At 56.9% G+C, this 21,978-nt stretch carries 18 protein-coding genes and 1 tRNA gene; 13 read left to right on the top strand and 6 right to left on the bottom strand.

What is annotated here, in order from left to right:
- Positions 1–202 precede the first annotated feature (202 nt).
- Positions 203–871, bottom strand: coding sequence for a RadC family protein (radC, locus tag E3U32_RS07970; RefSeq protein ID WP_134348338.1), 669 nt, complete (start codon positions 869–871; stop codon positions 203–205).
- A gap of 170 nt (positions 872–1,041) precedes the next feature.
- Here radC and coaBC point away from each other — a divergent pair, with 170 nt between their 5' ends.
- The 3 genes from coaBC to slmA all read left to right on the top strand — a co-directional run bounded on the left by coaBC (position 1,042) and on the right by slmA (position 3,406).
- The gene (gene coaBC / locus E3U32_RS07965) at positions 1,042–2,253 is read left to right on the top strand and encodes a bifunctional phosphopantothenoylcysteine decarboxylase/phosphopantothenate--cysteine ligase CoaBC (protein ID WP_134348431.1); all 1,212 of its coding nucleotides are present in this window, start codon (positions 1,042–1,044) and stop codon (positions 2,251–2,253) included.
- Positions 2,231–2,689 (top strand): dUTP diphosphatase, encoded by a 459-nt coding sequence (gene dut, locus E3U32_RS07960; protein ID WP_008502691.1) that lies wholly within the window; start codon positions 2,231–2,233, stop codon positions 2,687–2,689. Before coaBC ends, dut begins: the two co-directional genes overlap by 23 nt.
- A gap of 120 nt (positions 2,690–2,809) precedes the next feature.
- Entirely contained in the window at positions 2,810–3,406 is a 597-nt protein-coding gene (gene slmA / locus E3U32_RS07955; RefSeq protein ID WP_008502690.1) for a nucleoid occlusion factor SlmA, read from the top strand.
- An 82-nt stretch (positions 3,407–3,488) separates the two neighbouring features.
- On the opposite strand, the gene pyrE is transcribed toward slmA, so the two are convergent.
- Together pyrE and rph are read right to left on the bottom strand one after the other, a co-directional pair.
- Complete coding sequence (pyrE, locus tag E3U32_RS07950) at positions 3,489–4,130, bottom strand: orotate phosphoribosyltransferase (RefSeq protein ID WP_010426430.1); 642 nt, start codon at positions 4,128–4,130, stop codon at positions 3,489–3,491.
- A gap of 67 nt (positions 4,131–4,197) precedes the next feature.
- Positions 4,198–4,914 carry a ribonuclease PH gene (rph, locus tag E3U32_RS07945; RefSeq protein ID WP_059310368.1) on the bottom strand — a complete coding sequence of 239 codons (717 nt, stop codon included), beginning with the start codon at positions 4,912–4,914 and terminating at the stop codon, positions 4,198–4,200.
- A 125-nt stretch (positions 4,915–5,039) separates the two neighbouring features.
- Here rph and E3U32_RS07940 point away from each other — a divergent pair, with 125 nt between their 5' ends.
- Both E3U32_RS07940 and E3U32_RS07935 read left to right on the top strand, forming a co-directional pair.
- The gene (locus E3U32_RS07940; protein WP_134348337.1) at positions 5,040–5,903 is read left to right on the top strand and encodes a YicC/YloC family endoribonuclease; all 864 of its coding nucleotides are present in this window, start codon (positions 5,040–5,042) and stop codon (positions 5,901–5,903) included.
- A gap of 203 nt (positions 5,904–6,106) precedes the next feature.
- Positions 6,107–6,724 carry a trimeric intracellular cation channel family protein gene (locus E3U32_RS07935; RefSeq protein ID WP_047347516.1) on the top strand — a complete coding sequence of 206 codons (618 nt, stop codon included), beginning with the start codon at positions 6,107–6,109 and terminating at the stop codon, positions 6,722–6,724.
- 2 nt (positions 6,725–6,726) lie between these two features.
- Here E3U32_RS07935 and ligB read toward each other — a convergent pair whose 3' ends face one another.
- Positions 6,727–8,397, bottom strand: a complete 1,671-nt coding sequence (ligB, locus tag E3U32_RS07930; protein ID WP_134348336.1) for an NAD-dependent DNA ligase LigB — start codon at positions 8,395–8,397, stop codon at positions 6,727–6,729.
- Positions 8,398–8,648: 251 nt separating this feature from the next.
- Here ligB and gmk point away from each other — a divergent pair, with 251 nt between their 5' ends.
- The 5 genes from gmk to recG are packed head-to-tail and all read left to right on the top strand — an operon-like array spanning position 8,649 to position 14,515.
- Entirely contained in the window at positions 8,649–9,272 is a 624-nt protein-coding gene (gene gmk / locus E3U32_RS07925) for a guanylate kinase (protein WP_010426438.1), read from the top strand.
- Positions 9,273–9,326: 54 nt separating this feature from the next.
- The gene (rpoZ, locus tag E3U32_RS07920; protein WP_000135058.1) at positions 9,327–9,602 is read left to right on the top strand and encodes a DNA-directed RNA polymerase subunit omega; all 276 of its coding nucleotides are present in this window, start codon (positions 9,327–9,329) and stop codon (positions 9,600–9,602) included.
- A 19-nt stretch (positions 9,603–9,621) separates the two neighbouring features.
- Positions 9,622–11,736 (top strand): bifunctional GTP diphosphokinase/guanosine-3',5'-bis pyrophosphate 3'-pyrophosphohydrolase, encoded by a 2,115-nt coding sequence (gene spoT, locus E3U32_RS07915; protein WP_134348335.1) that lies wholly within the window; start codon positions 9,622–9,624, stop codon positions 11,734–11,736.
- A gap of 4 nt (positions 11,737–11,740) precedes the next feature.
- Complete coding sequence (gene trmH, locus E3U32_RS07910; protein ID WP_134348334.1) at positions 11,741–12,430, top strand: tRNA (guanosine(18)-2'-O)-methyltransferase TrmH; 690 nt, start codon at positions 11,741–11,743, stop codon at positions 12,428–12,430.
- A gap of 3 nt (positions 12,431–12,433) precedes the next feature.
- Positions 12,434–14,515 carry an ATP-dependent DNA helicase RecG gene (gene recG, locus E3U32_RS07905; protein WP_134348333.1) on the top strand — a complete coding sequence of 694 codons (2,082 nt, stop codon included), beginning with the start codon at positions 12,434–12,436 and terminating at the stop codon, positions 14,513–14,515.
- A 2-nt stretch (positions 14,516–14,517) separates the two neighbouring features.
- Here recG and gltS read toward each other — a convergent pair whose 3' ends face one another.
- Positions 14,518–15,720 carry a sodium/glutamate symporter gene (gltS, locus tag E3U32_RS07900; RefSeq protein WP_134348332.1) on the bottom strand — a complete coding sequence of 401 codons (1,203 nt, stop codon included), beginning with the start codon at positions 15,718–15,720 and terminating at the stop codon, positions 14,518–14,520.
- A 225-nt stretch (positions 15,721–15,945) separates the two neighbouring features.
- Here gltS and xanP point away from each other — a divergent pair, with 225 nt between their 5' ends.
- Together xanP and E3U32_RS07890 are read left to right on the top strand one after the other, a co-directional pair.
- Positions 15,946–17,337, top strand: a complete 1,392-nt coding sequence (gene xanP / locus E3U32_RS07895) for a xanthine/proton symporter XanP (RefSeq protein ID WP_014881972.1) — start codon at positions 15,946–15,948, stop codon at positions 17,335–17,337.
- Between the two features lie 119 nt (positions 17,338–17,456).
- Positions 17,457–19,145 (top strand): AsmA family protein, encoded by a 1,689-nt coding sequence (locus E3U32_RS07890; protein ID WP_134348331.1) that lies wholly within the window; start codon positions 17,457–17,459, stop codon positions 19,143–19,145.
- 85 nt (positions 19,146–19,230) lie between these two features.
- Here the strand turns inward: E3U32_RS07890 and yicI are convergent, their stop codons facing one another.
- A complete protein-coding gene (gene yicI, locus E3U32_RS07885) occupies positions 19,231–21,549 on the bottom strand; it encodes an alpha-xylosidase (protein WP_134348330.1) in 2,319 nt (772 codons plus the stop codon).
- A gap of 327 nt (positions 21,550–21,876) precedes the next feature.
- Here yicI and E3U32_RS07880 point away from each other — a divergent pair.
- A tRNA-Sec gene (locus E3U32_RS07880) sits at positions 21,877–21,971 on the top strand.
- Positions 21,972–21,978: the final 7 nt, after the last annotated feature.

Genomic DNA, 21,978 nt, shown 5'->3' with positions numbered 1-21,978 from the left:
TCAAATTAGCTCGAGCTTCGTATGGGGTATCGGCGCCTCGTCAGGCTTTACAGCCCGGTCATCGCATAGTTCTAAGTGAACTCTCGATTGCCAGGCCCAAATGCCAAACCCGAGATTCTCAAAGGTGGCGTAGTATACGCTGACTCGGCGGTGTGCTCAAGTCCCGAACAGACAAAGATCCCGATGGATCGCGAGAAATAGCCTAAATCCAGCCATGTTCTGCAAAAGAAATGTACTCTCCGCGGCCAATTATCAGATGGTCCAGCACACGAATGTCCATGAATTGACAGCATTTGATAATGCGTTCGGTGATTTCTTTGTCAGCTCTGCTCGGTTCTGCACAGCCAGAGGGGTGATTATGCGCGAGGATCACGCCCGCTGCATTCACTTTTATCGCTTCCCGCACAATTTCACGCGGATGCACCTCGACGTGGCTTAACGTGCCCGCAAAGAGGCAGCTATGTTTCAGCACCCGGTTTCTGTTGTCGAGAAAGATCACCATAAAGATCTCACGCTCGGCATCGGTTAACTGGCTTTGCAGGAATTCACGCGTCATCGCGGGCGTCAGGATCGGATCTTCCTCCTCCATGCGGACCTTGTAAAAACGGCGGGCCAGTTCAGCAATGCCTCTCAACTGAGCATATTTTGCCACGCCGATCCCCTCGACGTGCTTAAACTGCGCCAGATCGGCGGTCAGCAACCCATGCAGTGAACCGAAATGCGCTATCAGCTCTTTTGCCAGCGTAAATACGGTCTTCCCGGACGTTCCGGTACGTAAAAAGAGCGCCAGCAGCTCATCGTCTTTTAACAGGGTGACGCCATAGCGCAGTAGTTTTTCGCGCGGTAGCAGCTGCTCATCCTCTTCATCCATGCTCTTTCTCCTTTTTTACCGCATGCTGCCACAGGCCAGTCAGTGGCTCGACGACCACGTTGCGTACTTGCGTAGCGCCTCGCAAAGTGTCCGAAGGACAAAATCACCTCGTTTTGGGGATTGTGATAAAATGCCCGCTCTCTGGTGAAACCCAACAGGAAAGAATCATGATGAGCCTGGCCGGTAAAAAAATCGTTCTTGGCGTGAGCGGCGGTATTGCTGCCTATAAAGCGCCGGAGCTGGTGCGTCGTCTGCGCGAGCGCGGGGCAGATGTGCGGGTCGCGATCACCGAAGGCGGTAAAGCCTTTATCACTCCCTTGAGCCTGCAGGCGGTTTCAGGGTACCCGGTATCTGACAGCCTGCTCGATCCGGCCGCCGAAGCTGCAATGGGCCATATTGAGCTTGGGAAATGGGCAGACCTGGTTATCCTTGCCCCCGCCACAGCGGATTTAATCGCGCGGGTGGCAGCCGGTATGGCAAACGACCTGGTCTCCACCATTTGCCTGGCCACGCCTGCGCCTGTTGCCGTCGTTCCTGCCATGAACCAGCAGATGTACCGCAACGCGGCCACCCAGCACAATCTGGAGACGCTGGCTGCACGCGGCCTGCTTATCTGGGGACCGGACAGCGGCAGCCAGGCCTGTGGTGACGTTGGCCCGGGCCGCATGCTTGATCCGCTGACGATTGTTGATATGGCCGCCGCCCATTTTTCGCCTGTCAACGATCTGCAACATCTCAACATCATGATTACCGCGGGCCCCACGCGGGAGCCGCTGGATCCGGTGCGCTATATCACTAACCACAGCTCCGGTAAGATGGGCTTTGCCATTGCCGCCGCTGCGGCAAAGCGCGGCGCAAACGTCACGCTGGTGAGTGGCCCGGTATCGTTGCCTACACCTGCGTTTGTAAAGCGAGTTGACGTCACCACCGCGCTGGAGATGGAGGACGCCGTGCAGGCACACGCGCAAAACCAGCAGATATTTATCGGCTGTGCGGCCGTCGCAGACTATCGCGCTGAGACCATCGCCGAGGCTAAAATAAAAAAGCAAGGTGATGAATTAACACTAAAAATGGTGAAAAACCCGGACATTGTCGCCGGCGTCGCCGCACTAAAAAGCCATCGTCCTTACGTTGTTGGGTTTGCCGCAGAAACAAATAATGTGGAAGAATATGCCCGGCAAAAACGTACCCGCAAAAACCTCGATTTGATTTGCGCGAACGACGTATCGCTGGCCACACAAGGATTTAACAGCGACAGCAACGCACTGCACCTTTTCTGGCAGGATGGAGATAAAGTCTTACCGCTTGAGCGCAAGGAACTCCTGGGCCAACAATTACTCGACGAGATCGTTACCCGTTATGATGAAAAAAATCGACGTTAAGATTCTGGACCCGCGTGTTGGCGAGCAATTCCCGCTGCCAACCTATGCCACCTCCGGCTCTGCCGGACTTGACCTGCGCGCCTGTCTCGATGACGCCGTAGAACTGGCGCCGGGTGCCACTACCCTGGTGCCGACTGGCCTGGCCATTCACATTGCTGACCCGTCTCTGGCGGCGGTGATCCTGCCGCGTTCTGGCCTGGGCCATAAGCATGGCGTTGTGCTGGGTAACCTGGTTGGCCTGATTGACTCTGACTACCAGGGTCAGCTGATGGTCTCCGTCTGGAACCGTGGTCAGGACAGCTTCACCATTGAGCCCGGCGAACGTATCGCACAGATGGTCTTTGTACCGGTGGTACAGGCAGAATTTAACCTGGTGGCAGACTTTGACGCCACCGACCGTGGCGAAGGCGGCTTCGGCCATTCCGGGCGCAAATAACCGCCCGACAGAGACGTTTCCCACAGCGCCATAATGCAATAACAAACCGCAAACGTCAGTTTGCGGTCGCTGTGTGGATGACAGCCTGGCAAGTGCTTATTTTCAGGGGTATTTTGTAACATGGCAGAAAAACAAACCGCGAAAAGGAATCGTCGCGAAGAAATACTTCAATCTCTGGCTCTGATGCTTGAATCCAGCGATGGCAGTCAACGCATCACTACCGCTAAACTGGCCGCCTCTGTGGGCGTGTCTGAGGCGGCGCTGTACCGTCATTTTCCGAGCAAAACCCGGATGTTCGACAGCCTGATCGAATTTATTGAAGACAGCCTGATCACGCGCATCAACCTGATTTTGAAAGACGAAAAAGACACCACCGCGCGTCTGCGTCTGATTGTGCTGTTAATCCTGGGCTTTGGTGAACGCAACCCGGGTTTAACCCGTATCCTAACCGGTCACGCGCTGATGTTCGAGCAGGACAGACTGCAGGGCCGCATTAACCAGCTTTTCGAACGTATTGAAGCACAGCTGCGTCAGGTACTGCGCGAGAAGAAAATGCGTGAAGGCGAAGGATACAGCATTGATGAAACGCTGCTAGCGAGCCAGATACTGGCGTTTTGCGAAGGCATGCTCTCACGTTTTGTGCGCAGCGAATTCAAATACCGTCCAACGGACGATTTTGACGCCCGCTGGCCGTTAGTGGCTGCGCAGTTGCAGTAACATCATTGCCGGATGGCGGCCTCGCCTTATCCGGCCTACAGGTTGCATTGCCCGGTAAACCTGACGTCACCGGGCAATGCAATTAAACCCCGAACTCTTCCCGGTATGCACGTACCGCTGCCAGATGGTCCGCCATCTCAGGCTTCTCTTCCAGATACGCAATCAGGTCTTTCAGGGTGATAATCGACGTCACTTTGCAGCTGTAATCACGCTCCACTTCCTGAATAGCGGAAATTTCACCACGACCACGCTCCTGACGATCCAGAGAAATCAGCACGCCAGCCAGCGTCGCACCGTTGGCCTGAATAATCTCCATCGATTCGCGGATCGCCGTGCCTGCAGTGATCACATCGTCGACCAGCATAACGCGGCCCTGCAACGCGCTGCCGACCAGATTACCACCTTCACCGTGGGTTTTGGCCTCTTTGCGGTTAAAGCAGTACGGCACATCGCGGTCATGGTGTTCCGCCAGCGCAACCGCGGTGGTGGTCGCAATCGGAATGCCTTTGTAGGCCGGGCCAAACAGCAGGTCAAAATCAATCCCGGAATCCACCAGCGCTTCGGCATAGAAACGGCCTAACAGTGCCAGATCGCGCCCGGTATTAAACAGCCCGGCGTTGAAGAAATAGGGACTCTTACGCCCGGATTTCAGCGTAAACTCGCCAAACTTAAGTACCTGCTTGTTAAGCGCAAACTCAATAAACTGGCGCTGATACGATTTCATGGATTTGCTCCTTTGGTTTTTCTGTCTTACAGGCAAAAAAAAGGCGACTCATTGGTCGCCTTTAAAATCAATTTTCTAACGCCGCTTTCTGCGTCGTGACGATAGATTCAATTCCCCCTCGGGCCAGAGCCAGCAGGGCAAGAAGTTCTTCATGGGTGAACGGCTCGCCTTCTGCCGTGCCCTGCACTTCAATGATGCGACCATCTTCGGTCATCACCACGTTCATGTCCGTCTCGGCAGCGGAATCTTCAACATATTCCAGATCGCAAAGCGCTTCACCGTTAACAATGCCCACGGAGACCGCCGCAACCATACCTTTCATTGGATTGGTTTTCAGCTTACCGGCCGCAACCAGTTTATTCAGGGCATCCGCCAGCGCCACGCATGCGCCGGTAATGGAGGCTGTACGCGTGCCGCCGTCTGCCTGAATCACGTCGCAGTCCAGCGTGATGGTAAATTCGCCGAGGATTTTCAGGTCAACGGCGGCGCGCAGCGCACGCGCGATCAGACGTTGAATTTCCATGGTACGGCCGCCCTGCTTGCCTTTTGCCGCTTCGCGGGCATTACGGGTATGGGTCGCACGCGGCAGCATGCCGTATTCTGCGGTGATCCAACCCTGGCCCTGACCTTTCAGGAAGCGCGGAACGCCTTCTTCGATGGACGCGGTGCACAGTACTTTGGTATCACCAAACTCAACCAGCACGGAGCCTTCAGCGTGTTTTGTATAGTTACGGGTCAGGGTGACGGGACGCACCTGGTTGGCGCTACGACCTGATGGACGCATGATGGATTCTCCGGCTTGAAACGAATGTGGCTGCGCATTATACGGATAAAGGACGCTTATTCCTATCCTGAGAAGCCCCCGAAAGCTATAATCCCCCCATCTCTCCTTTAAAAACGGGAATGTCTATGATCCGCAGTATGACCGCCTACGCCCGGCGTGAAATCAAGGGTAGCTGGGGTAGCGCCACATGGGAAATGCGCTCGGTAAACCAGCGTTACCTGGAAACGTATTTCCGTATGCCGGAGCAGTTCCGCAGCCTTGAGCCTGTTGTACGCGAGCGTATCCGTACGCGTCTGACGCGCGGTAAAGTGGAATGTAACCTGCGTTTCGAGCCTGATGCCAGCTCGCAGGGTGAGCTGATCCTCAACGAAAAACTGGCGAAACAGCTCGTGAATGCGGCGAACTGGGTCAAAATGCAGAGCGATGAAGGCGAAATCAACCCGGTTGATATTCTGCGCTGGCCTGGGGTCATGGCCGCCGGTGAGCAGGATCTGGATGCCATTGCCGCCGAAATCCTTGCAGCCCTCGACGGTACCCTGGACGACTTTATCGTTGCCCGCGAAACCGAAGGCCAGGCACTGAAAGGGATGATTGAGCAGCGTCTTGAAGGCGTAACCGCTGAAGTCGCGAAAGTGCGCACCCATATGCCAGAAGTGCTGCAGTGGCAGCGCGAGCGCCTGGTCGCCAAACTAGAAGAAGCGGAAGTTCAGCTGGAAAACACCCGTCTGGAACAAGAGCTGGTCCTGATGGCGCAGCGCGTTGACGTCGCTGAAGAGCTGGACCGTCTGGAAGCGCACGTTAAAGAAACCTACAACATTCTGAAGAAGAAAGAAGCGGTAGGCCGCCGCCTCGACTTTATGATGCAGGAGTTCAACCGCGAGTCGAACACGCTGGCGTCTAAGTCGATCAACGCTGAGGTGACCAATTCAGCGATTGAACTCAAGGTTCTGATTGAGCAAATGCGCGAGCAGATTCAGAATATCGAGTAACGTTTACGGGTGGTGCAGCCGGCACCACCCATTATTATTTCTAATCCATCTAATTGCTTTTTTTCTCAATAACCCCTCTTTCATCAAGCCTGTTCAACATAAATTGATAAAATTTTATATGGCAAACTGAGTCACCTTAGAAAATCTCAATCGTGATCTTGCGCACAAATCGCTAACCTCCACGCGTTCACACCGGAGGGTATATGCTGCTTCACATTCTTTATCTCATTGGTATCACCGCAGAAGCCATGACCGGCGCACTGGCCGCCGGGCGTCGCCGGATGGACACCTTCGGCGTGATCATTATTGCCACAGCAACCGCGCTGGGCGGCGGTTCCGTGCGCGATATTCTGCTGGGCCATTACCCACTCGGCTGGGTTAAACACCCTGAGTATGTGATTATCGTGGCGACAGCTGCCGTATTAACCACCATTGTGGCACCCGTTATGCCCCATCTACGCCGCCTGTTCCTGGTGCTTGATGCGCTGGGGCTGATCGTCTTTTCAATCATCGGCGCACAAATTGCGCTCGATATGGGTGAAGGGCCGGTCATCGCCACCATTGCTGCCGTGGTCACAGGGGTGTTCGGTGGTGTGCTGCGGGATATGTTCTGCAAACGCATTCCCCTGGTTTTCCAGAAAGAGCTGTATGCAGGTATATCCTTCGCTGCAGCGGTGCTCTATATCGCCCTGCAGCATTATGTTTCTAACCAGGATGTGGTGGTCATCTCCACATTGCTGTTTGGCTTTACGGCCCGCATGCTCGCGCTGCGTCTGAAGCTCGGGCTACCCGTTTTTCATTACAAGCACAGCGCACACTAATTTCAGAACCCGTTGATGTGCTGCTGAGCAAGCCATCTGACCAGCACATCAACTTCTGGCGCATGTATCCAGTTAACAATTTGCCTGGCCTTCTCCTCTCCCGTTCCCGGCAAGGTCTGCCAGTCCTTTGCGTTACGCCCGCTCATCTTCTGCCACGTTATATCCCCCATCGCCTTCAATGAAGCCTGCGTCAGCGGAACACCCAATGCCATAAGCCAGCGGATAAACGGTTGCTCACGCACCAGATTAAATCGATGCCAGAGCGCCAGCCCGCGTGCTGAGGAAAACCCTGGCGTAGCCTGCAGTTGCGCCTGAGTTAATAACAGCCATGAGAAGAGATGTTCAAACTGATGCGCCTGCCAGAGCGCACGCCATCCTGACTCGCCTAATCCTTCAATATCGAACACTTGCTTTGAGCTGAGCCACGTCAGCCTGGCAAAGAACTGCTCCATACACTCAGGCGAAGCATAAAAACAGCTAAGAGCATGATAACGCGCAGCCGGAGGCTCGGGTTTATGTCGGTCCGTCCCTCGCCAGACAACCTTATCAAACCGGGGGATCCCCTGCCCGGCCAGGCTGACTTGTATCTGATCTCCCGGGGCAATATCCAGCCTTTGCCAGCGCGCGACCGACCCCAGACTCACCCGCTGCACCTGTTTATCATCCAGCTTTACAGGTTCAAGCGCCGCGACAACGGAAATTTTGCCCGTTCGCCCCACGGAAAAATGAATATCACTGACCTCAGCGACCTGTGCTGCAGGAGTATATTTCCATGCGACGACCCAACTGCCTTCCCCAGGCAACCAATTTTCACCCGGGGGTGCATCTGCTGACCGAACCACAATGCCATCCGTGGCAAAGGGTAATGCTGTGTTTTGCCATGCCGAACGCTGTTTTTCGACGGCATCAACGGCTTCAACCGGCAAGGTATAACGTGCAGTCAGAGAAAATCCTGCCCTGGAAAGCTCAGACAACCTGTTCTGCATGCCTTTCGGCCCATCCGGCCAGGCCCAGATAAATATCCCTGTCTGGTTCAGAAGCGCGTTGTCCTTTTGTCGCATCATCGCACCCGCTACTTTTGCGCGAGCATTCATGCCGCCCATCTGCCGCTGAACATGCCCCTCACGTAACCAGAAAAGCTCCCCCTGTAAAACGCTGTTTGCCAGCGCGCCAGATACGTCCTTGGGCACAGACGGAATTAAACGCACTTGCGAAGTCCAGTCTTCGCCTTTTAGCCCATTACCACGGCTAGTGGCCTGGGTTAACTTTCCGTCGCGATACACCAGTGTGACTGCTACGCCGTCGACTTTTGGCTGCATCCAGAGATTGCTCCGACCGCGCATCCACTGATTAAGTGCTTCTTTGCTGGCAGCTTTATGGACTCCCGTATGGGCGACAGGGTGTTTTACGTTGCCCGTCAGCGCAGGAAGGGTGTTCTCAGGAAGATCCGTACCAAAGCAGCGCTGCCACTGCGTTAGCCGCCCGTTAAGCTGGTCATAAACCTCGTCGTTGACCTCGCTCACGCCCTGCTTCCAGTAAGCATCATCCCAGCGTTTGATTTGCGCGCTTAACGACGCGATTTCTTTCTCTGCTTTTGCCTGCGACCACACCGGACACACCGCCGCGCCATAGCCGCACCACAACAACATTAACCCGCTTATCCATCGCCACATCGCTACTCCTCCTTTGCGTTGCAGGAGGTATACCGCGATGTCTAAAACAACGCTAACCACAACGTTTCACCGTGCGAGGCGCTATCCGTTATTTCTTTTTGTTGCTGTAAACCACAGATAAAACCTGAAAACGGTACGCAAAATTCAATAATCCAGGGGAAAAAGTGTGACAAAGGCTACGTCACACGGCGGCGACGTGTATAATAAGCCCGTATGTAGGACTTCTTCGCTAACACATACAAAAGACTCTCATGGCTCAAGGCACGCTTTATATTGTTTCTGCCCCTAGTGGCGCGGGTAAATCCAGCCTTATTCAGGCACTGTTAAAAACCCAACCGTTGTACGACACACAGGTTTCTGTTTCTCACACCACGCGAGCGCCGCGTCCGGGTGAAGTGCACGGTGAACACTATTTCTTTGTGGATCACGACGAATTCAGAGCAATGATCGGCAGAGACGCGTTTCTTGAACACGCTGAAGTTTTCGGTAATTACTACGGCACCTCGCGTGAAACCATTGAGCAGGTTCTGGCCACGGGCGTGAATGTGTTCCTGGACATCGACTGGCAGGGCGCACAGCAAATTCGCAAGAAAATGCCCGACTCGCGCAGTATCTTTATTTTACCGCCATCGAAAGATGAGCTGGATCGCCGCCTGCGTGGCCGCGGTCAGGACAGCGAAGAAGTGATCGCAAAGCGTATGGAACAGGCTGTTGCAGAAATGAGCCATTACGCGGAATATGATTACCTTATTGTGAATGATGATTTTGATGCCGCGCTGAGCGATCTCAAAACCATTCTTCGCGCAGAACGTCTGCGTATGAGCCGCCAGAAGCAGCGACATGACGCATTAATCACCAAACTGTTGGCAGACTGAACCCACATTCAGTATCATGCCCAGTCATTTCTTCACCTGTGGAGCATTTTAAGTATGGCACGCGTAACTGTTCAGGACGCTGTAGAGAAAATTGGTAACCGTTTTGACCTGGTGCTGGTCGCCGCGCGTCGCGCTCGTCAGATGCAGGTAGGCGGTAAAGATCCGCTGGTACCGGAAGAAAACGATAAAACCACCGTTATTGCACTTCGCGAAATCGAAGAAGGTCTGATCAACAACCAGATCCTCGACGTGCGTGAGCGCCAGGAGCAGCAAGAGCAGGAAGCCGCAGAACTGCAGGCCGTAACCGCTATTGCTGAAGGTCGTCGTTAATTAAACCTGCGGGTCGCCCTTGTATCTGTTTGAAAGCCTGAATCAACTGATTCAAACCTACCTGCCTGAAGACCAGATTAAGCGTCTTCAGCAGGCGTATCTCGTTGCACGTGACGCTCACGAGGGCCAGACACGTTCAAGCGGTGAACCCTATATCACGCACCCGGTAGCGGTGGCCTGTATTCTGGCCGAGATGAAACTCGACCACGAAACGCTGATGGCCGCTCTGCTGCACGACGTGATTGAAGATACCCCTGCCACTTACCAGGACATGGAACAGCTGTTTGGCAAAAGCGTTGCCGAACTGGTGGAAGGGGTCTCTAAGCTTGATAAGCTGAATTTCCGCGACAAGAAAGAGGCGCAAGCCGAAAACTTCCGCAAGATGATTATGGCGATGGTGCAGGATATCCGCGTCATTCTCATCAAACTCGCTGACCGTACCCACAATATGCGCACGCTGGGCTCACTTCGCCCGGACAAACGTCGCCGCATTGCCCGTGAAACCCTCGAAATCTACAGTCCGCTGGCGCACCGTTTAGGTATTCATCACATTAAAACCGAGCTGGAAGAGCTGGGTTTTGAAGCGTTGTACCCGAACCGCTATCGCGTGATTAAAGAGGTGGTTAAAGCCGCACGCGGTAACCGTAAAGAGATGATTCAAAAGATCCTCTCTGAAATTGAAGGGCGCTTACAGGAAGCAGGCATTCCATGCCGCGTCAGCGGTCGCGAAAAACATCTTTACTCCATCTACTGCAAAATGGTGCTCAAAGAGCAGCGTTTTCACTCGATCATGGATATCTACGCCTTCCGCGTAATTGTCCACGACTCCGACACGTGTTATCGCGTGCTGGGGCAGATGCACAGCCTGTATAAACCGCGTCCGGGTCGCATGAAAGATTACATCGCCATTCCAAAAGCGAACGGCTATCAATCTTTGCATACCTCGATGATCGGGCCACACGGCGTGCCTGTTGAAGTGCAAATTCGCACCGAAGACATGGACCAGATGGCGGAGATGGGTGTTGCCGCACACTGGGCCTATAAAGAGCACGGTGGCGAAAGCAGCACGACCGCACAAATCCGCGCCCAGCGCTGGATGCAGAGCCTGCTGGAACTGCAGCAGAGTGCGGGTAGCTCGTTTGAATTTATCGAGAGCGTCAAATCCGATCTCTTCCCGGATGAGATTTACGTTTTCACCCCAGAAGGGCGCATTGTCGAACTGCCTGCGGGCGCAACGCCGGTCGACTTCGCTTACGCCGTGCATACCGACATCGGGCATGCCTGCGTGGGTGCCCGCGTCGACAGACAGCCTTACCCGCTGTCTCAGCCGCTTTCCAGCGGCCAGACGGTGGAAATCATTACTGCGCCGGGCGCACGTCCGAACGCGGCCTGGCTGAACTTTGTCGTGAGCTCCAAAGCGCGCGCCAAAATCCGCCAGCTGCTGAAAAACCTCAAGCGTGATGATTCCGTCAGCCTTGGGCGTCGTCTTCTCAACCACGCGTTGGGTGGTAGCCGCAAGCTGGCTGAAATCCCGCAGGAAAATATCCAGCATGAGCTGGAGCGCATGAAGCTCGCGTCGCTTGACGATCTGCTGGCAGAGATTGGCCTCGGCAACGCCATGAGCGTGGTGGTAGCGAAGAACCTGCAGCAAGGCGACACGACCGCCGTGCCTGCCACCACACAAAGCCACGGACACTTGCCGATTAAAGGCGCGGACGGGGTGCTTATCACGTTCGCAAAATGTTGCCGTCCAATCCCTGGCGACCCGATTATTGCGCACGTCAGCCCGGGTAAAGGGCTGGTTATCCACCATGAATCCTGTCGTAACATCCGCGGCTATCAAAAAGAAGCGGAGAAGTTTATGGCGGTCGAGTGGGATAAAGAGACCGCGCAGGAGTTTATCACCGAAATTAAGGTGGATATGTTCAACCACCAGGGTGCCCTTGCGAACCTGACGGCAGCGATCAACACGGCGTCTTCCAATATTCAAAGCCTGAACACGGAAGAAAAAGATGGCCGCGTTTATAGCGCCTTTATTCGTCTGACCGCCCGCGACCGCGTGCATCTGGCGAATATTATGCGCAAGATCCGCGTCATGCCGGACGTGATTAAAGTCACCCGTAACCGAAACTAGTGGCATGAATTCACAACGTTATGCACGGATCTGCGACATGCTCGCCAGGCGTCAGCCTGACCTGACGGTCTGCATGGAGCAGGTCCATAAACCTCATAACGTCTCTGCTATCGTCCGTACCGCAGATGCCGTCGGCGTGCATGAAGTGCATGCCGTCTGGCCGGACGGCCGTATGCGAAATACGGTCTCGGCGGCGGCAGGCAGCAACAGTTGGGTGTCTGTCAAAAATCATCACACCATTGGTGAAGCCGTCTCGCACCTGAAAGGACGCGGGATGCAGATCCTTGCTACTAACCTGTCCGCTAAAGCCGTGGATTTCCGCGAGATCGACTACACCCGCCCGACCTGCATTCTGATGGGCCAGGAGAAAACCGGGATCACCCAGGAAGCGCTGGATCTGGCGGATCGGGACATCATCATTCCGATGACCGGCATGGTTCAGTCCCTCAACGTCTCCGTGGCCTCCGCGCTCATTCTGTATGAAGCGCAGCGCCAGCGTCAAAACGCCGGGATGTACGAGCGCAGCAACAGCATGCTGCCGGAAGATGAACAGCAGCGCCTGCTGTTTGAAGGTGGTTATCCGGTACTGGCTCGCGTTGCGAAGCAGAAAAAATTGCCTTACCCCCACGTCAACGCGCAGGGCGAGATCGAAGCCGATGCCGAGTGGTGGGCCACCATGCAGTACGCTGGGTAACCGATGAAAGGCCGCCTGCTGGATGCCATCCCGCTCAATAGCCTGACGGGCGTGGGCGCGGCGCAAAGCAGTAAGCTGGCTAAAATCGGCCTGCACACGGTGCAGGATCTCCTGCTCCACCTCCCCCTGCGCTATGAAGACCGCACTCAGCTCTACAAAATTGGCGATCTGCTGCCCGCCATTTATGCCACCGTTGAAGGCGAAGTCCTGAACTGCAACATCACTTTCGGCGGACGCCGGATGATGACCTGTCAGATCAGCGACGGCACCGGCATTCTCACCATGCGTTTTTTCAATTTCAGCGCGGCGATGAAAAACAGCCTGGCGACGGGCCGCAGGGTGCTGGCCTATGGCGAAGCCAAACGTGGGAAATACGGCGCAGAGATGATCCACCCGGAGTACCGCGTTCAGGGCGATCTCAGCACGCCGGAGATGCAGGAGACCCTCACTCCGGTCTACCCGACAACCGAAGGCATCAAGCAGGCGACGCTGCGTAAGCTCACCGATCAGGCGCTGGAGCTGCTGGATACCTGCGCCATTACCGAGCTGCTGCCGCCAGAGCTGGCGCAGGGGATGATGAGCCTGCCCGAGGCGCTGCGTACCCTGCACCGCCCGCCGCCAACGCTGCAGCTCAGCGATTTAGAAAGCGGCAAACACCCCGCCCAACAGCGTCTTATCCTTGAGGAATTGCTGGCACATAACCTGAGCATGCTGGCGCTTCGTGCAGGCGCACAGCGTTTCCATGCCCAGCCCTTAAGCCCGCGCGATGAGCTCAAAGATAAGCTGCTGGCCTCGCTGCCGTTCAAACCCACCGGCGCACAGGCGCGCGTCACCGCCGAGATTGAACGCGATATGGCGCTCGACGTGCCGATGATGCGCCTGGTACAGGGCGACGTGGGATCCGGTAAAACGCTGGTTGCCGCCCTTGCCGCCCTGCGCGCGATTGCCCACGGCAAACAGGTGGCGCTGATGGCGCCGACCGAACTGCTTGCCGAACAGCACGCCAACAATTTCCGCGCCTGGTTCGCGCCGCTGGGCATTGAAGTAGGCTGGCTTGCCGGGAAGCAAAAAGGCAAAGCGCGCCTTGCGCAACAGGACGCCATTGCCAGCGGGCAGGTACAAATGATTGTCGGCACGCACGCCATCTTCCAGGAGCAGGTGCAGTTTAACGGCCTTGCGCTGGTGATTATCGACGAGCAGCACCGCTTTGGCGTGCACCAGCGTCTGGCGCTGTGGGAAAAAGGATTGCAGCAGGGTTTCCACCCGCATCAGCTGATCATGACCGCCACGCCCATTCCGCGCACCCTGGCGATGACGGCCTACGCCGATCTGGACACCTCCACCATCGACGAACTGCCGCCGGGTCGTACGCCGGTGACGACGGTCGCCATTCCGGACACGCGCCGCAGCGATATCATCGACCGCGTGCGCAACGCCTGCACGCATGAAGGACGTCAGGCTTACTGGGTATGTACGCTGATTGAAGAGTCTGAGCTGCTGGAAGCGCAGGCTGCAGAAGCCACGTGGGAAGAGCTCAAGCTGGCGCTGCCAGAGCTGAACGTGGGTCTGGTTCACGGACGCATGAAACCTGCCGAAAAACAGGCGGTGATGCAGTCGTTTAAACAGGGTGATTTACATCTGCTAATCGCCACCACGGTGATCGAGGTCGGCGTGGACGTGCCAAACTCCAGCCTGATGATCATCGAAAACCCGGAGCGTCTGGGCCTTGCCCAGCTCCACCAGCTGCGCGGGCGCGTTGGCCGCGGCGCGGTGGCGTCCCACTGCGTCCTGCTCTACAAAGCTCCGCTCTCGAAAACCGCCCAGATGCGGTTGCAGGTGCTGCGCGACAGCAACGACGGTTTTGTGATTGCGCAAAAAGACCTGGAGATCCGCGGCCCGGGAGAACTGCTGGGCACGCGTCAGACGGGGAACGCGGAATTCAAAGTCGCGGATTTATTGCGCGATCAGGCCATGATCCCCGAGGTTCAGCGCCTTGCCCGCCATATTCACGAACGCTACCCCGAACAGGCGGCAGCGTTAATTGAGCGCTGGATGCCGGAAACCGAACGCTACTCCAACGCCTGATTTCAGGCAAACATCGGCAGCATCAGGTACAGCTTAATCACCAGCGCGTTGACGATATCAATAAAGAACGCCCCGACCATCGGAACCACCAGAAACGCCATGTGCGATGGCCCGAATCGTTCGGTGATCGCCTGCATGTTGGCGATAGCCGTAGGGGTTGCTCCCAGACCAAACCCGCAGTGACCCGCCGCCAGCACCGCCGCATCGTAGTTTTTACCCATCATGCGCCAGGTGACAAACATGGCATAGAGCGCCATAAACAGGGCCTGAACCGCCAGAATAGCCACCATCGGCAGCGCCAGCGAGGCCAGCTCCCACAGCTTGAGGCTCATCAGCGCCATCGCCAGGAACAGCGACAGACAGACGTTGCCGAGCACCGAGACCGCCCGTTCAAACACGCGGTAGAAGCCCATCAGCGCCAGGCCGTTGCTCAGGATCACCCCGATAAACAGCACGCAGACAAACGTCGGCAGTTCAAACGCTGAGCCCGCCAGCCATTGCGCAACCAGTTTGCCCACGGTCAGGCAGATGGCGATCATCGCGATGGTTTCAATCAGCACCAGCGAGGTAATGCTGCGCCCGACGTCCGGCTTTTCAAATGCGGTCGGGACCAGCTCATCGTCCGGTCTGCCGTCCGGCGTGGTGGAGTGCTTCACCAGATAACGCGCCACCGGGCCGCCAATCAGTCCACCCAGCACCAGACCAAAGGTCGCACAGGCCATCGCTACTTCCGTCGCGTTTTCAAACCCGTAGCGCTCGACAAACAATTTACTCCACGCCGCCCCGGTACCATGACCACCTGACAGCGTAATTGACCCTGCCAGCAACCCCATCAGCGGATCCAGCCCCAGCAGTGTCGCCATCCCGATGCCGATAGCGTTTTGCATCAGCAGCAGCCCAACCACCACAATCAAAAATACGCCGAGCACTTTGCCGCCCGCCCGCAGGCTCGCCAGGTTGGCATTCAGGCCGATGGTGGCAAAGAAGGCCAGCATCAGCGGGTCTTTCAGGGACATATCAAAATCAATTTCCCAGCCCATGCTTTTCTTCAGCACCAGCAGGGCCAGCGCTACCAGCAGGCCGCCGGCGACAGGTTCGGGAATGGTGTATTTCTTCAGAAAGGAAACGCTATGTACCAGCTTACGGCCAAGCAGTAAGACCAGCGTTGCGGCAACAAGGGTCGACAACGTATCGAGATGAATCATAAAAGGCTCCTGTTTTGCGCGTGTTCCATACACACGCGGCGTTATCCTGGGCCGGTTTGCGCTCTTCATGAGCTCCCGGCGCAAAAAGTGTAATTTTTTTTCCCGATGGGTTGTAGAAAACCTGCTCACAGCGGCAGATTTTCTTGTCTTTTTTTGCTGGCAATCGTTTGCTTTTACCAGATGGTCAGATAAAATGCCCGCTTTTCCACCGTGGGATTGCCGCCGATGTCCGTTAACACCATAGAGTCGCCTGATGCGCAACCGATTGCGCAGAAGCAAAATAGCGAACTGATTTACCGCCTTGAAGACCGCCCGCCGCTGCCGCAGACGCTTTTCGCCGCCTGCCAGCATCTTCTGGCGATGTTTGTTGCGGTGATCACCCCGGCGCTGTTGATTTGCCAGGCGCTCGGCTTACCGGCGCAGGACACGCAGCACATCATCAGCATGTCTCTTTTCGCCTCCGGCGTGGCCTCGATTATTCAAATTAAAGCGTGGGGTCCGGTGGGGTCGGGATTACTGTCGATTCAGGGCACCAGCTTTAACTTCGTGGCGCCGCTGATCATGGGCGGTACGGCCCTGAAAACCGGCGGTGCGGATGTCCCGACCATGATGGCGGCGCTGTTTGGTACCCTGATGCTGGCAAGCTGCACGGAGATGGTGATCTCCCGCGTTCTGCATCTGGCGCGTCGCGTCATCACCCCACTGGTTTCCGGCGTGGTCGTCATGATTATCGGCCTGTCGCTGATTCAGGTAGGCCTCACCTCCATCGGCGGGGGTTATGCCGCAATGAGCGACCACACCTTTGGCGCACCGAAAAACCTGCTGCTGGCGGGTGTCGTGCTGGCCATCATTATTCTGCTTAACCGTCAGCGTAACCCTTACCTGCGCGTCGCCTCGCTGGTGATTGCCATGGCGGCAGGCTATCTGCTGGCGTGGGCGCTGGGCATGCTGCCGGAGAACACCGCGCCGACCAACAGCGCGCTGATCACCGTCCCAACGCCGCTCTACTACGGCCTGGGCATTGACTGGGGTCTGCTGCTGCCGCTGATGCTGGTCTTTATGATCACGTCTCTGGAGACTATCGGCGATATCACCGCCACCTCCGACGTCTCCGAGCAGCCGGTTTCAGGCCCGCTGTATATGAAGCGTCTGAAAGGCGGCGTGCTGGCGAACGGCCTGAACTCGTTTGTCTCTGCGGTATTTAATACCTTCCCGAACTCCTGCTTCGGCCAGAACAACGGTGTGATCCAGCTGACCGGCGTTGCCAGCCGCTACGTTGGCTTCGTGGTGGCGCTGATGCTGATCGTTCTCGGCCTGTTCCCGGCAGTGAGCGGCTTCGTGCAGCACATTCCTGAGCCGGTGCTGGGCGGCGCAACGCTGGTCATGTTCGGGACTATCGCGGCCTCTGGCGTGCGTATCGTCTCTCGCGAGCCACTGAACCGCCGCGCAATTATGATTATCGCGCTGTCGCTGGCCGTCGGTCTGGGTGTTTCTCAGCAGCCGCTAATCCTGCAGTTTGCCCCTGACTGGGTGAAAAACCTGCTCTCTTCCGGCATCGCCGCGGGCGGTATCACCGCTATCGTTCTGAACCTCGTTTTCCCGCCTGAGAAAAATTGATTTCTCTCACGGCAGGCAGTCAATGCCTGCCGTGACATCTCATTACACCATTCCCGCCTTGAGGATTGCGCATAAATCGTGCATAACTCCTCTATGTGTGTTTTGCGGGATGGAAGACCATGAAATTTATTGGAAAGCTACTCGTCTATCTTCTTGTCGCCCTGCTCATCGTGATACTGGCGCTCTATATTCTGCTCCAGACCCGCTGGGGCGCGGCTCAGGTCAGCAGCTGGGTGACGGTGAATACCGACTACGAACTCAGTTTCGACAAAATGAACCACCGCTTTTCGTCGCCTTCCCACATCATTCTGGAAAACGTCACCTTCGGTCGGGACGGTAAACCCGCCACGCTGGTCGCCAAAAAAGTTGATATTGGCCTGAGCAGCCGTCAGATAACCGATCCGCTGCATATGGACACCATCACGCTGTTCGACGGCACGCTGAATCTCTCTCCGCAAACCGCGCCGCTGCCCTTACAGGCGGATCGCCTGCAGCTGAGCAATATGGCGTTCAACAGCCCCAATACCGAGTGGGATCTGAGCGCGCAAAAGGTGACGGGCGGCGTCAGCCCGTGGCAGCCAGAAGCGGGCAACGTGCTGGGTAAAAATGCGCAGATTCAGATGAGCGCTGGCTCGCTGACCCTGAACGGCGTACCGGCCACCAACGTGCTGATCGAGGGCCAGCTTAACGGCCAGGAAGTCGTACTAAACACCATTGGTGCCGATATGGCCCGCGGCTCGCTCACCGGCTCCGCCCTGCGCAACGCCGACGGGAGCTGGATTATCGATACCCTGCGTCTGAACGAAATCCGCCTGCAGAGCGATAAAACGCTGATGGCGTTTTTCGCGCCGCTGACGACCATCCCTTCTCTGCAGATTGGTCGTCTGGACGTTACCGACGCCCGGCTGCAGGGCCCGGACTGGGCGGTAACCGACCTTGATTTGAGCCTGCGCAATCTGACGCTGAGCAAAGGTGACTGGCAGAGCCAGGAAGGCCGCCTGTCCATGAACGCCAGCGAGTTCATCTACGGCTCACTGCATCTGTTCGACCCTATCCTGAATGCGGAATTCTCTCCGCAGGGCATGGCGCTGCGCCAGTTCACCTCCCGCTGGGAAGGCGGCATGGTGCGTACCTCCGGTAACTGGCTGCGCGACGGCAAAGCGCTGGTGCTGGACGATGTCGCCATCGCCGGGCTGGAGTACACCCTGCCCGAAAACTGGAAAACGCTATGGATGGAGCCTCTGCCGGAATGGCTGAACAGCGTCACGCTGCAAAAATTCGGCCTGAGCCGTAACCTGGTGATCGACATCGATCCTGCCTTCCCGTGGCAGATCACCTCCCTGGATGGCTATGGCGCAAATCTGCAGCTGGCGAAAGATCGCCAGTGGGGCGTCTGGGGCGGCAGCGCAACCCTGAACGGCGCGGCGGCAACCTTTAACCGCGTGGACGTGCGTCGTCCGTCGCTGGCGCTGAACGCCAACGCCGCCACGGTGAATATTACCGACCTGAGCGCATTTACCGAGAAAGGCATACTTGAAGCGACCGCAACGGTTTCACAGCTTCCGCAACGACAGGCTACCGTGAGCCTGAACGGGCGCGGCGTGCCGCTCAGCGTGCTGCAGCAGTGGGGCTGGCCTGCGCTGCCGATTGCGGGCGACGGCAATATTCAGCTCACCGCCAGCGGCAGCGTGCAGGCCAGTGCGCCCTTGAAGCCAACAGTAAACGGCAAGCTGAACGCGGTGAATATGGATAAACAGCAGGTGCAGCAGACGATGACGGGTGGCGTAGTTTCAACGCCAGTGCAATAAACAAGCCGGGTGGCGGCTACGCCTTACCCGGCCTACGATCCCATGTAGGCCCGGTAAGCGAAGCGCCACCGGGCATTTTTGCGGCTCAGAAGTGAACCACCACCTCATCCCCCTCTGCTTTCACCACCACGCCCCACTCGCTGCCTGCGTGTGAACCGCCTTTCACGCCACTCACCTTCTGCACGTTGCGCAAGCAGACCGACCAGTTCCGCGCGTCACCCGCGCCGGTAAAGGTCACGGTGTCGCCCTGACGTGACGCCTTCAGCGTAAACGCCACCGCGCCGTCCGCCGCAGGTACCTCGCTCACCGCCGTGGTGCCATCATCCAGGTTAAACAGCTGGAAAGCCGTCCCCTCGTTCCACGCGTAGTCCGGTTTTTGTTTATTGTTGCCCAGCGCCAGCAGCGTGTTGTCGCGCACGTAAACCGGCAGGCTCATGAAATCATGCTGCTGCTTATGCCAGCGGCTGCCCTGGATTTCATCGTTGTGCCACAGGTGCGTCCAGCGTCCTTCCGGCAGGTAAAACTGCACGTCGCCCGCCTCGGAGAACACCGGCGCGACCATCACCGAATCCCCCAGCATGTACTGGCGGTCGAGGTAATCGCACGCTGGATCGTCCGGGAACTCCAGCATCATCGCGCGCAGCATCGGCGTGCCGAACTCGCGGGCCAGCGCCGCCTGACGATACAGGTACGGCATCAACTGGCATTTCACCTCGGTGAAGTGGCGCACCACGTCGCAGGATTCGCCATCGTACGCCCACGGCACCCGGTAGGATTTGCTGCCGTGCAGGCGGCTGTGGCTGGAGAACAGCCCGAACGCGCACCAGCGCTTGTAGACGTGCGCCGGGGCGGTGTTTTCGAACCCGCCGATATCGTGGCTCCAGAACCCGAAGCCGGACAGGCCAATCGACAGCCCGCCGCGCAGGCTTTCGGCCATCGATTCGTAGTTGGCGTAGCAGTCGCCGCCCCAGTGAACCGGGAACTGCTGCGCCCCGACGGACGCGGAGCGGGCAAACAGCACCGCCTCTTCCTCGCCCACCGTCTCCTTCAGCACGTTCCACACCAGCTCGTTATAGATGAAGGCGTAGTGGTTGTGCATCTTCTGTGGATCGGACCCGTCAAACCACTGCACGTCCGTCGGAATACGCTCGCCGAAGTCGGTCTTGAAGCAGTCGACGCCGATATCCACCAGGCCTTTCAGCTTGTCGGCATACCACCGGCACGCGTCCGGGTTAGTGAAGTCATAAATCGCCAGCCCCGGCTGCCATTTGTCCCACTGCCACACGCTGCCATCCGGGCGCTTGAGCAGGTAGCCCTTCTCTTTCAGCTCCTGGAATACCGGTGATTTCTGGCCGATGTAGGGGTTGATCCACACGCAGACCTTCAGCCCTTTCTCCTTCAGGCGGCGGATCATGCCTTCCGGGTCCGGGAAGGTGACCGGGTCCCACTCAAAATCACACCACTGGAAGGCCTTCATCCAGAAGCAGTCGAAGTGGAAGACGTGCAGCGGCAGGTCGCGCTCGGCCATGCCGTCGATAAAGCTGTTTACCGTCGCTTCGTCGTAGTTGGTGGTGAATGAGGTGGTCAGCCACAGGCCGAACGACCACGCCGGCGGCAGTGCCGGACGCCCGGTGAAGCGGGTATAGCGGTTCAGCACCTCTTTCGGCGTCGGGCCGTCGATCACGAAGTACTCCAGGAATTCCCCTTCGACGCTGAACTGTACTTTGGAGACTTTCTCCGAGCCAATTTCGAAGGAGACGTTTTCCGGATGATTGACCAGCACGCCGTAGCCGCGGTTGGTCAGGTAGAACGGGATATTTTTGTAGGACTGGTCGGTGCTGGTGCCGCCGTCGCAGTTCCAGGTATCGACCCGCTGGCCGTTGCGCACCAGGGCGGTAAAGCGCTCGCCGAGACCGTAGACCGTTTCCCCCACGCCCAGATCCAGGCGTTCAAACACATAATTGCGGTCGGTAGTGGCGTCCTGCACGTAGCCGTTGTTTTTCAGCTGGCTGCCGGTGATGCGCTGCCCGTCGCGCAGGAAATCCAGCGCCCAGAACTCGCCTTTGGTGACGCGCACGCTGACGTTGCCGCTTTTCAGCTCGGCAAACTCCGCGTTGTTTTCAATCTCAACCTTCGCATCTTTCAATACGTTGAGCGGGTAGTGCGGGCCTTTATCCTGCGCGCCCTGGAAATGCTCGATGCGCACCCCGACAATTCCTTCCTGCGGTGCGAAAAGCCGGACGGTGAACATCAACGTATCGAGCTGCCAGGCCCGTTCCCGAACGTCGCGCGGCGCTACGTAGATCACCAGGTCGTTGCCCTGCTGCTCCACGTCGAACACCTGCACCGGATACGTCACGTTCAGCCCCGGTTGAATAAGCCAGTTTCCATCACTGATTTTCATACTTTCGTCCTCCTGGTCCTGTAATCCTTTGCTGGCCGTCAGGCGCCTGCCGTGTGGCGATGAGGGCACTGAGACCGGTTACAGAGGTTTTAAACCATTGTTCCAGGGGCGAGTATTGCGTTTTCTGGTTAGCAAATTACGTTTCTTGTTTTTTGTGATCGGGGTAAATGTTGGCAGCACGCAGGGCTAACATGAGGATTTTCTTAAGAATTAACTGAAAGGGGGCCATTCAGGTCAAAAGAGAGGTGAAAAAAGTGTGTCGGGGTATGTGGTAAATGCCTGAAAGTAGCTATAATGCGCCCCGCCTCCATGTAGCAATGCAGGCGCGGAAGATCGTCATCTCCGGTGAGGTGGCTGGACTTCAAATCCAGTTGGGGACGCCAGCGTTCCCGGGCAGGTTCGACTCCTGTGATCTTCCGCCAAAAATTT

Origin of the sequence: Lelliottia nimipressuralis, from assembly GCF_004402045.1 — a bacterium.
Taxonomy (GTDB): domain Bacteria; phylum Pseudomonadota; class Gammaproteobacteria; order Enterobacterales; family Enterobacteriaceae; genus Enterobacter; species Enterobacter chinensis.
Note: the sequence above shows the minus strand (reverse complement) of the source record. Positions and strands in the feature narration are given on the sequence as shown.

Bases quoted from the DNA above. Each gene is read 5' to 3' on its own strand.
- radC (WP_134348338.1), bottom strand. From the start codon at position 871: ATGGATGAAGAGGATGAGCAGCTGCTACCGCGCGAAAAACTACTGCGC.
- coaBC (WP_134348431.1), top strand. From the start codon at position 1,042: ATGAGCCTGGCCGGTAAAAAAATCGTTCTTGGCGTGAGCGGCGGTATT.
- dut (WP_008502691.1), top strand. From the start codon at position 2,231: ATGATGAAAAAAATCGACGTTAAGATTCTGGACCCGCGTGTTGGCGAG.
- slmA (WP_008502690.1), top strand. From the start codon at position 2,810: ATGGCAGAAAAACAAACCGCGAAAAGGAATCGTCGCGAAGAAATACTT.
- pyrE (WP_010426430.1), bottom strand. From the start codon at position 4,130: ATGAAATCGTATCAGCGCCAGTTTATTGAGTTTGCGCTTAACAAGCAG.
- rph (WP_059310368.1), bottom strand. From the start codon at position 4,914: ATGCGTCCATCAGGTCGTAGCGCCAACCAGGTGCGTCCCGTCACCCTG.
- E3U32_RS07940 (WP_134348337.1), top strand. From the start codon at position 5,040: ATGATCCGCAGTATGACCGCCTACGCCCGGCGTGAAATCAAGGGTAGC.
- E3U32_RS07935 (WP_047347516.1), top strand. From the start codon at position 6,107: ATGCTGCTTCACATTCTTTATCTCATTGGTATCACCGCAGAAGCCATG.
- ligB (WP_134348336.1), bottom strand. From the start codon at position 8,397: ATGTGGCGATGGATAAGCGGGTTAATGTTGTTGTGGTGCGGCTATGGC.
- gmk (WP_010426438.1), top strand. From the start codon at position 8,649: ATGGCTCAAGGCACGCTTTATATTGTTTCTGCCCCTAGTGGCGCGGGT.
- rpoZ (WP_000135058.1), top strand. From the start codon at position 9,327: ATGGCACGCGTAACTGTTCAGGACGCTGTAGAGAAAATTGGTAACCGT.
- trmH (WP_134348334.1), top strand. From the start codon at position 11,741: ATGAATTCACAACGTTATGCACGGATCTGCGACATGCTCGCCAGGCGT.
- recG (WP_134348333.1), top strand. From the start codon at position 12,434: ATGAAAGGCCGCCTGCTGGATGCCATCCCGCTCAATAGCCTGACGGGC.
- gltS (WP_134348332.1), bottom strand. From the start codon at position 15,720: ATGATTCATCTCGATACGTTGTCGACCCTTGTTGCCGCAACGCTGGTC.
- xanP (WP_014881972.1), top strand. From the start codon at position 15,946: ATGTCCGTTAACACCATAGAGTCGCCTGATGCGCAACCGATTGCGCAG.
- E3U32_RS07890 (WP_134348331.1), top strand. From the start codon at position 17,457: ATGAAATTTATTGGAAAGCTACTCGTCTATCTTCTTGTCGCCCTGCTC.
- yicI (WP_134348330.1), bottom strand. From the start codon at position 21,549: ATGAAAATCAGTGATGGAAACTGGCTTATTCAACCGGGGCTGAACGTG.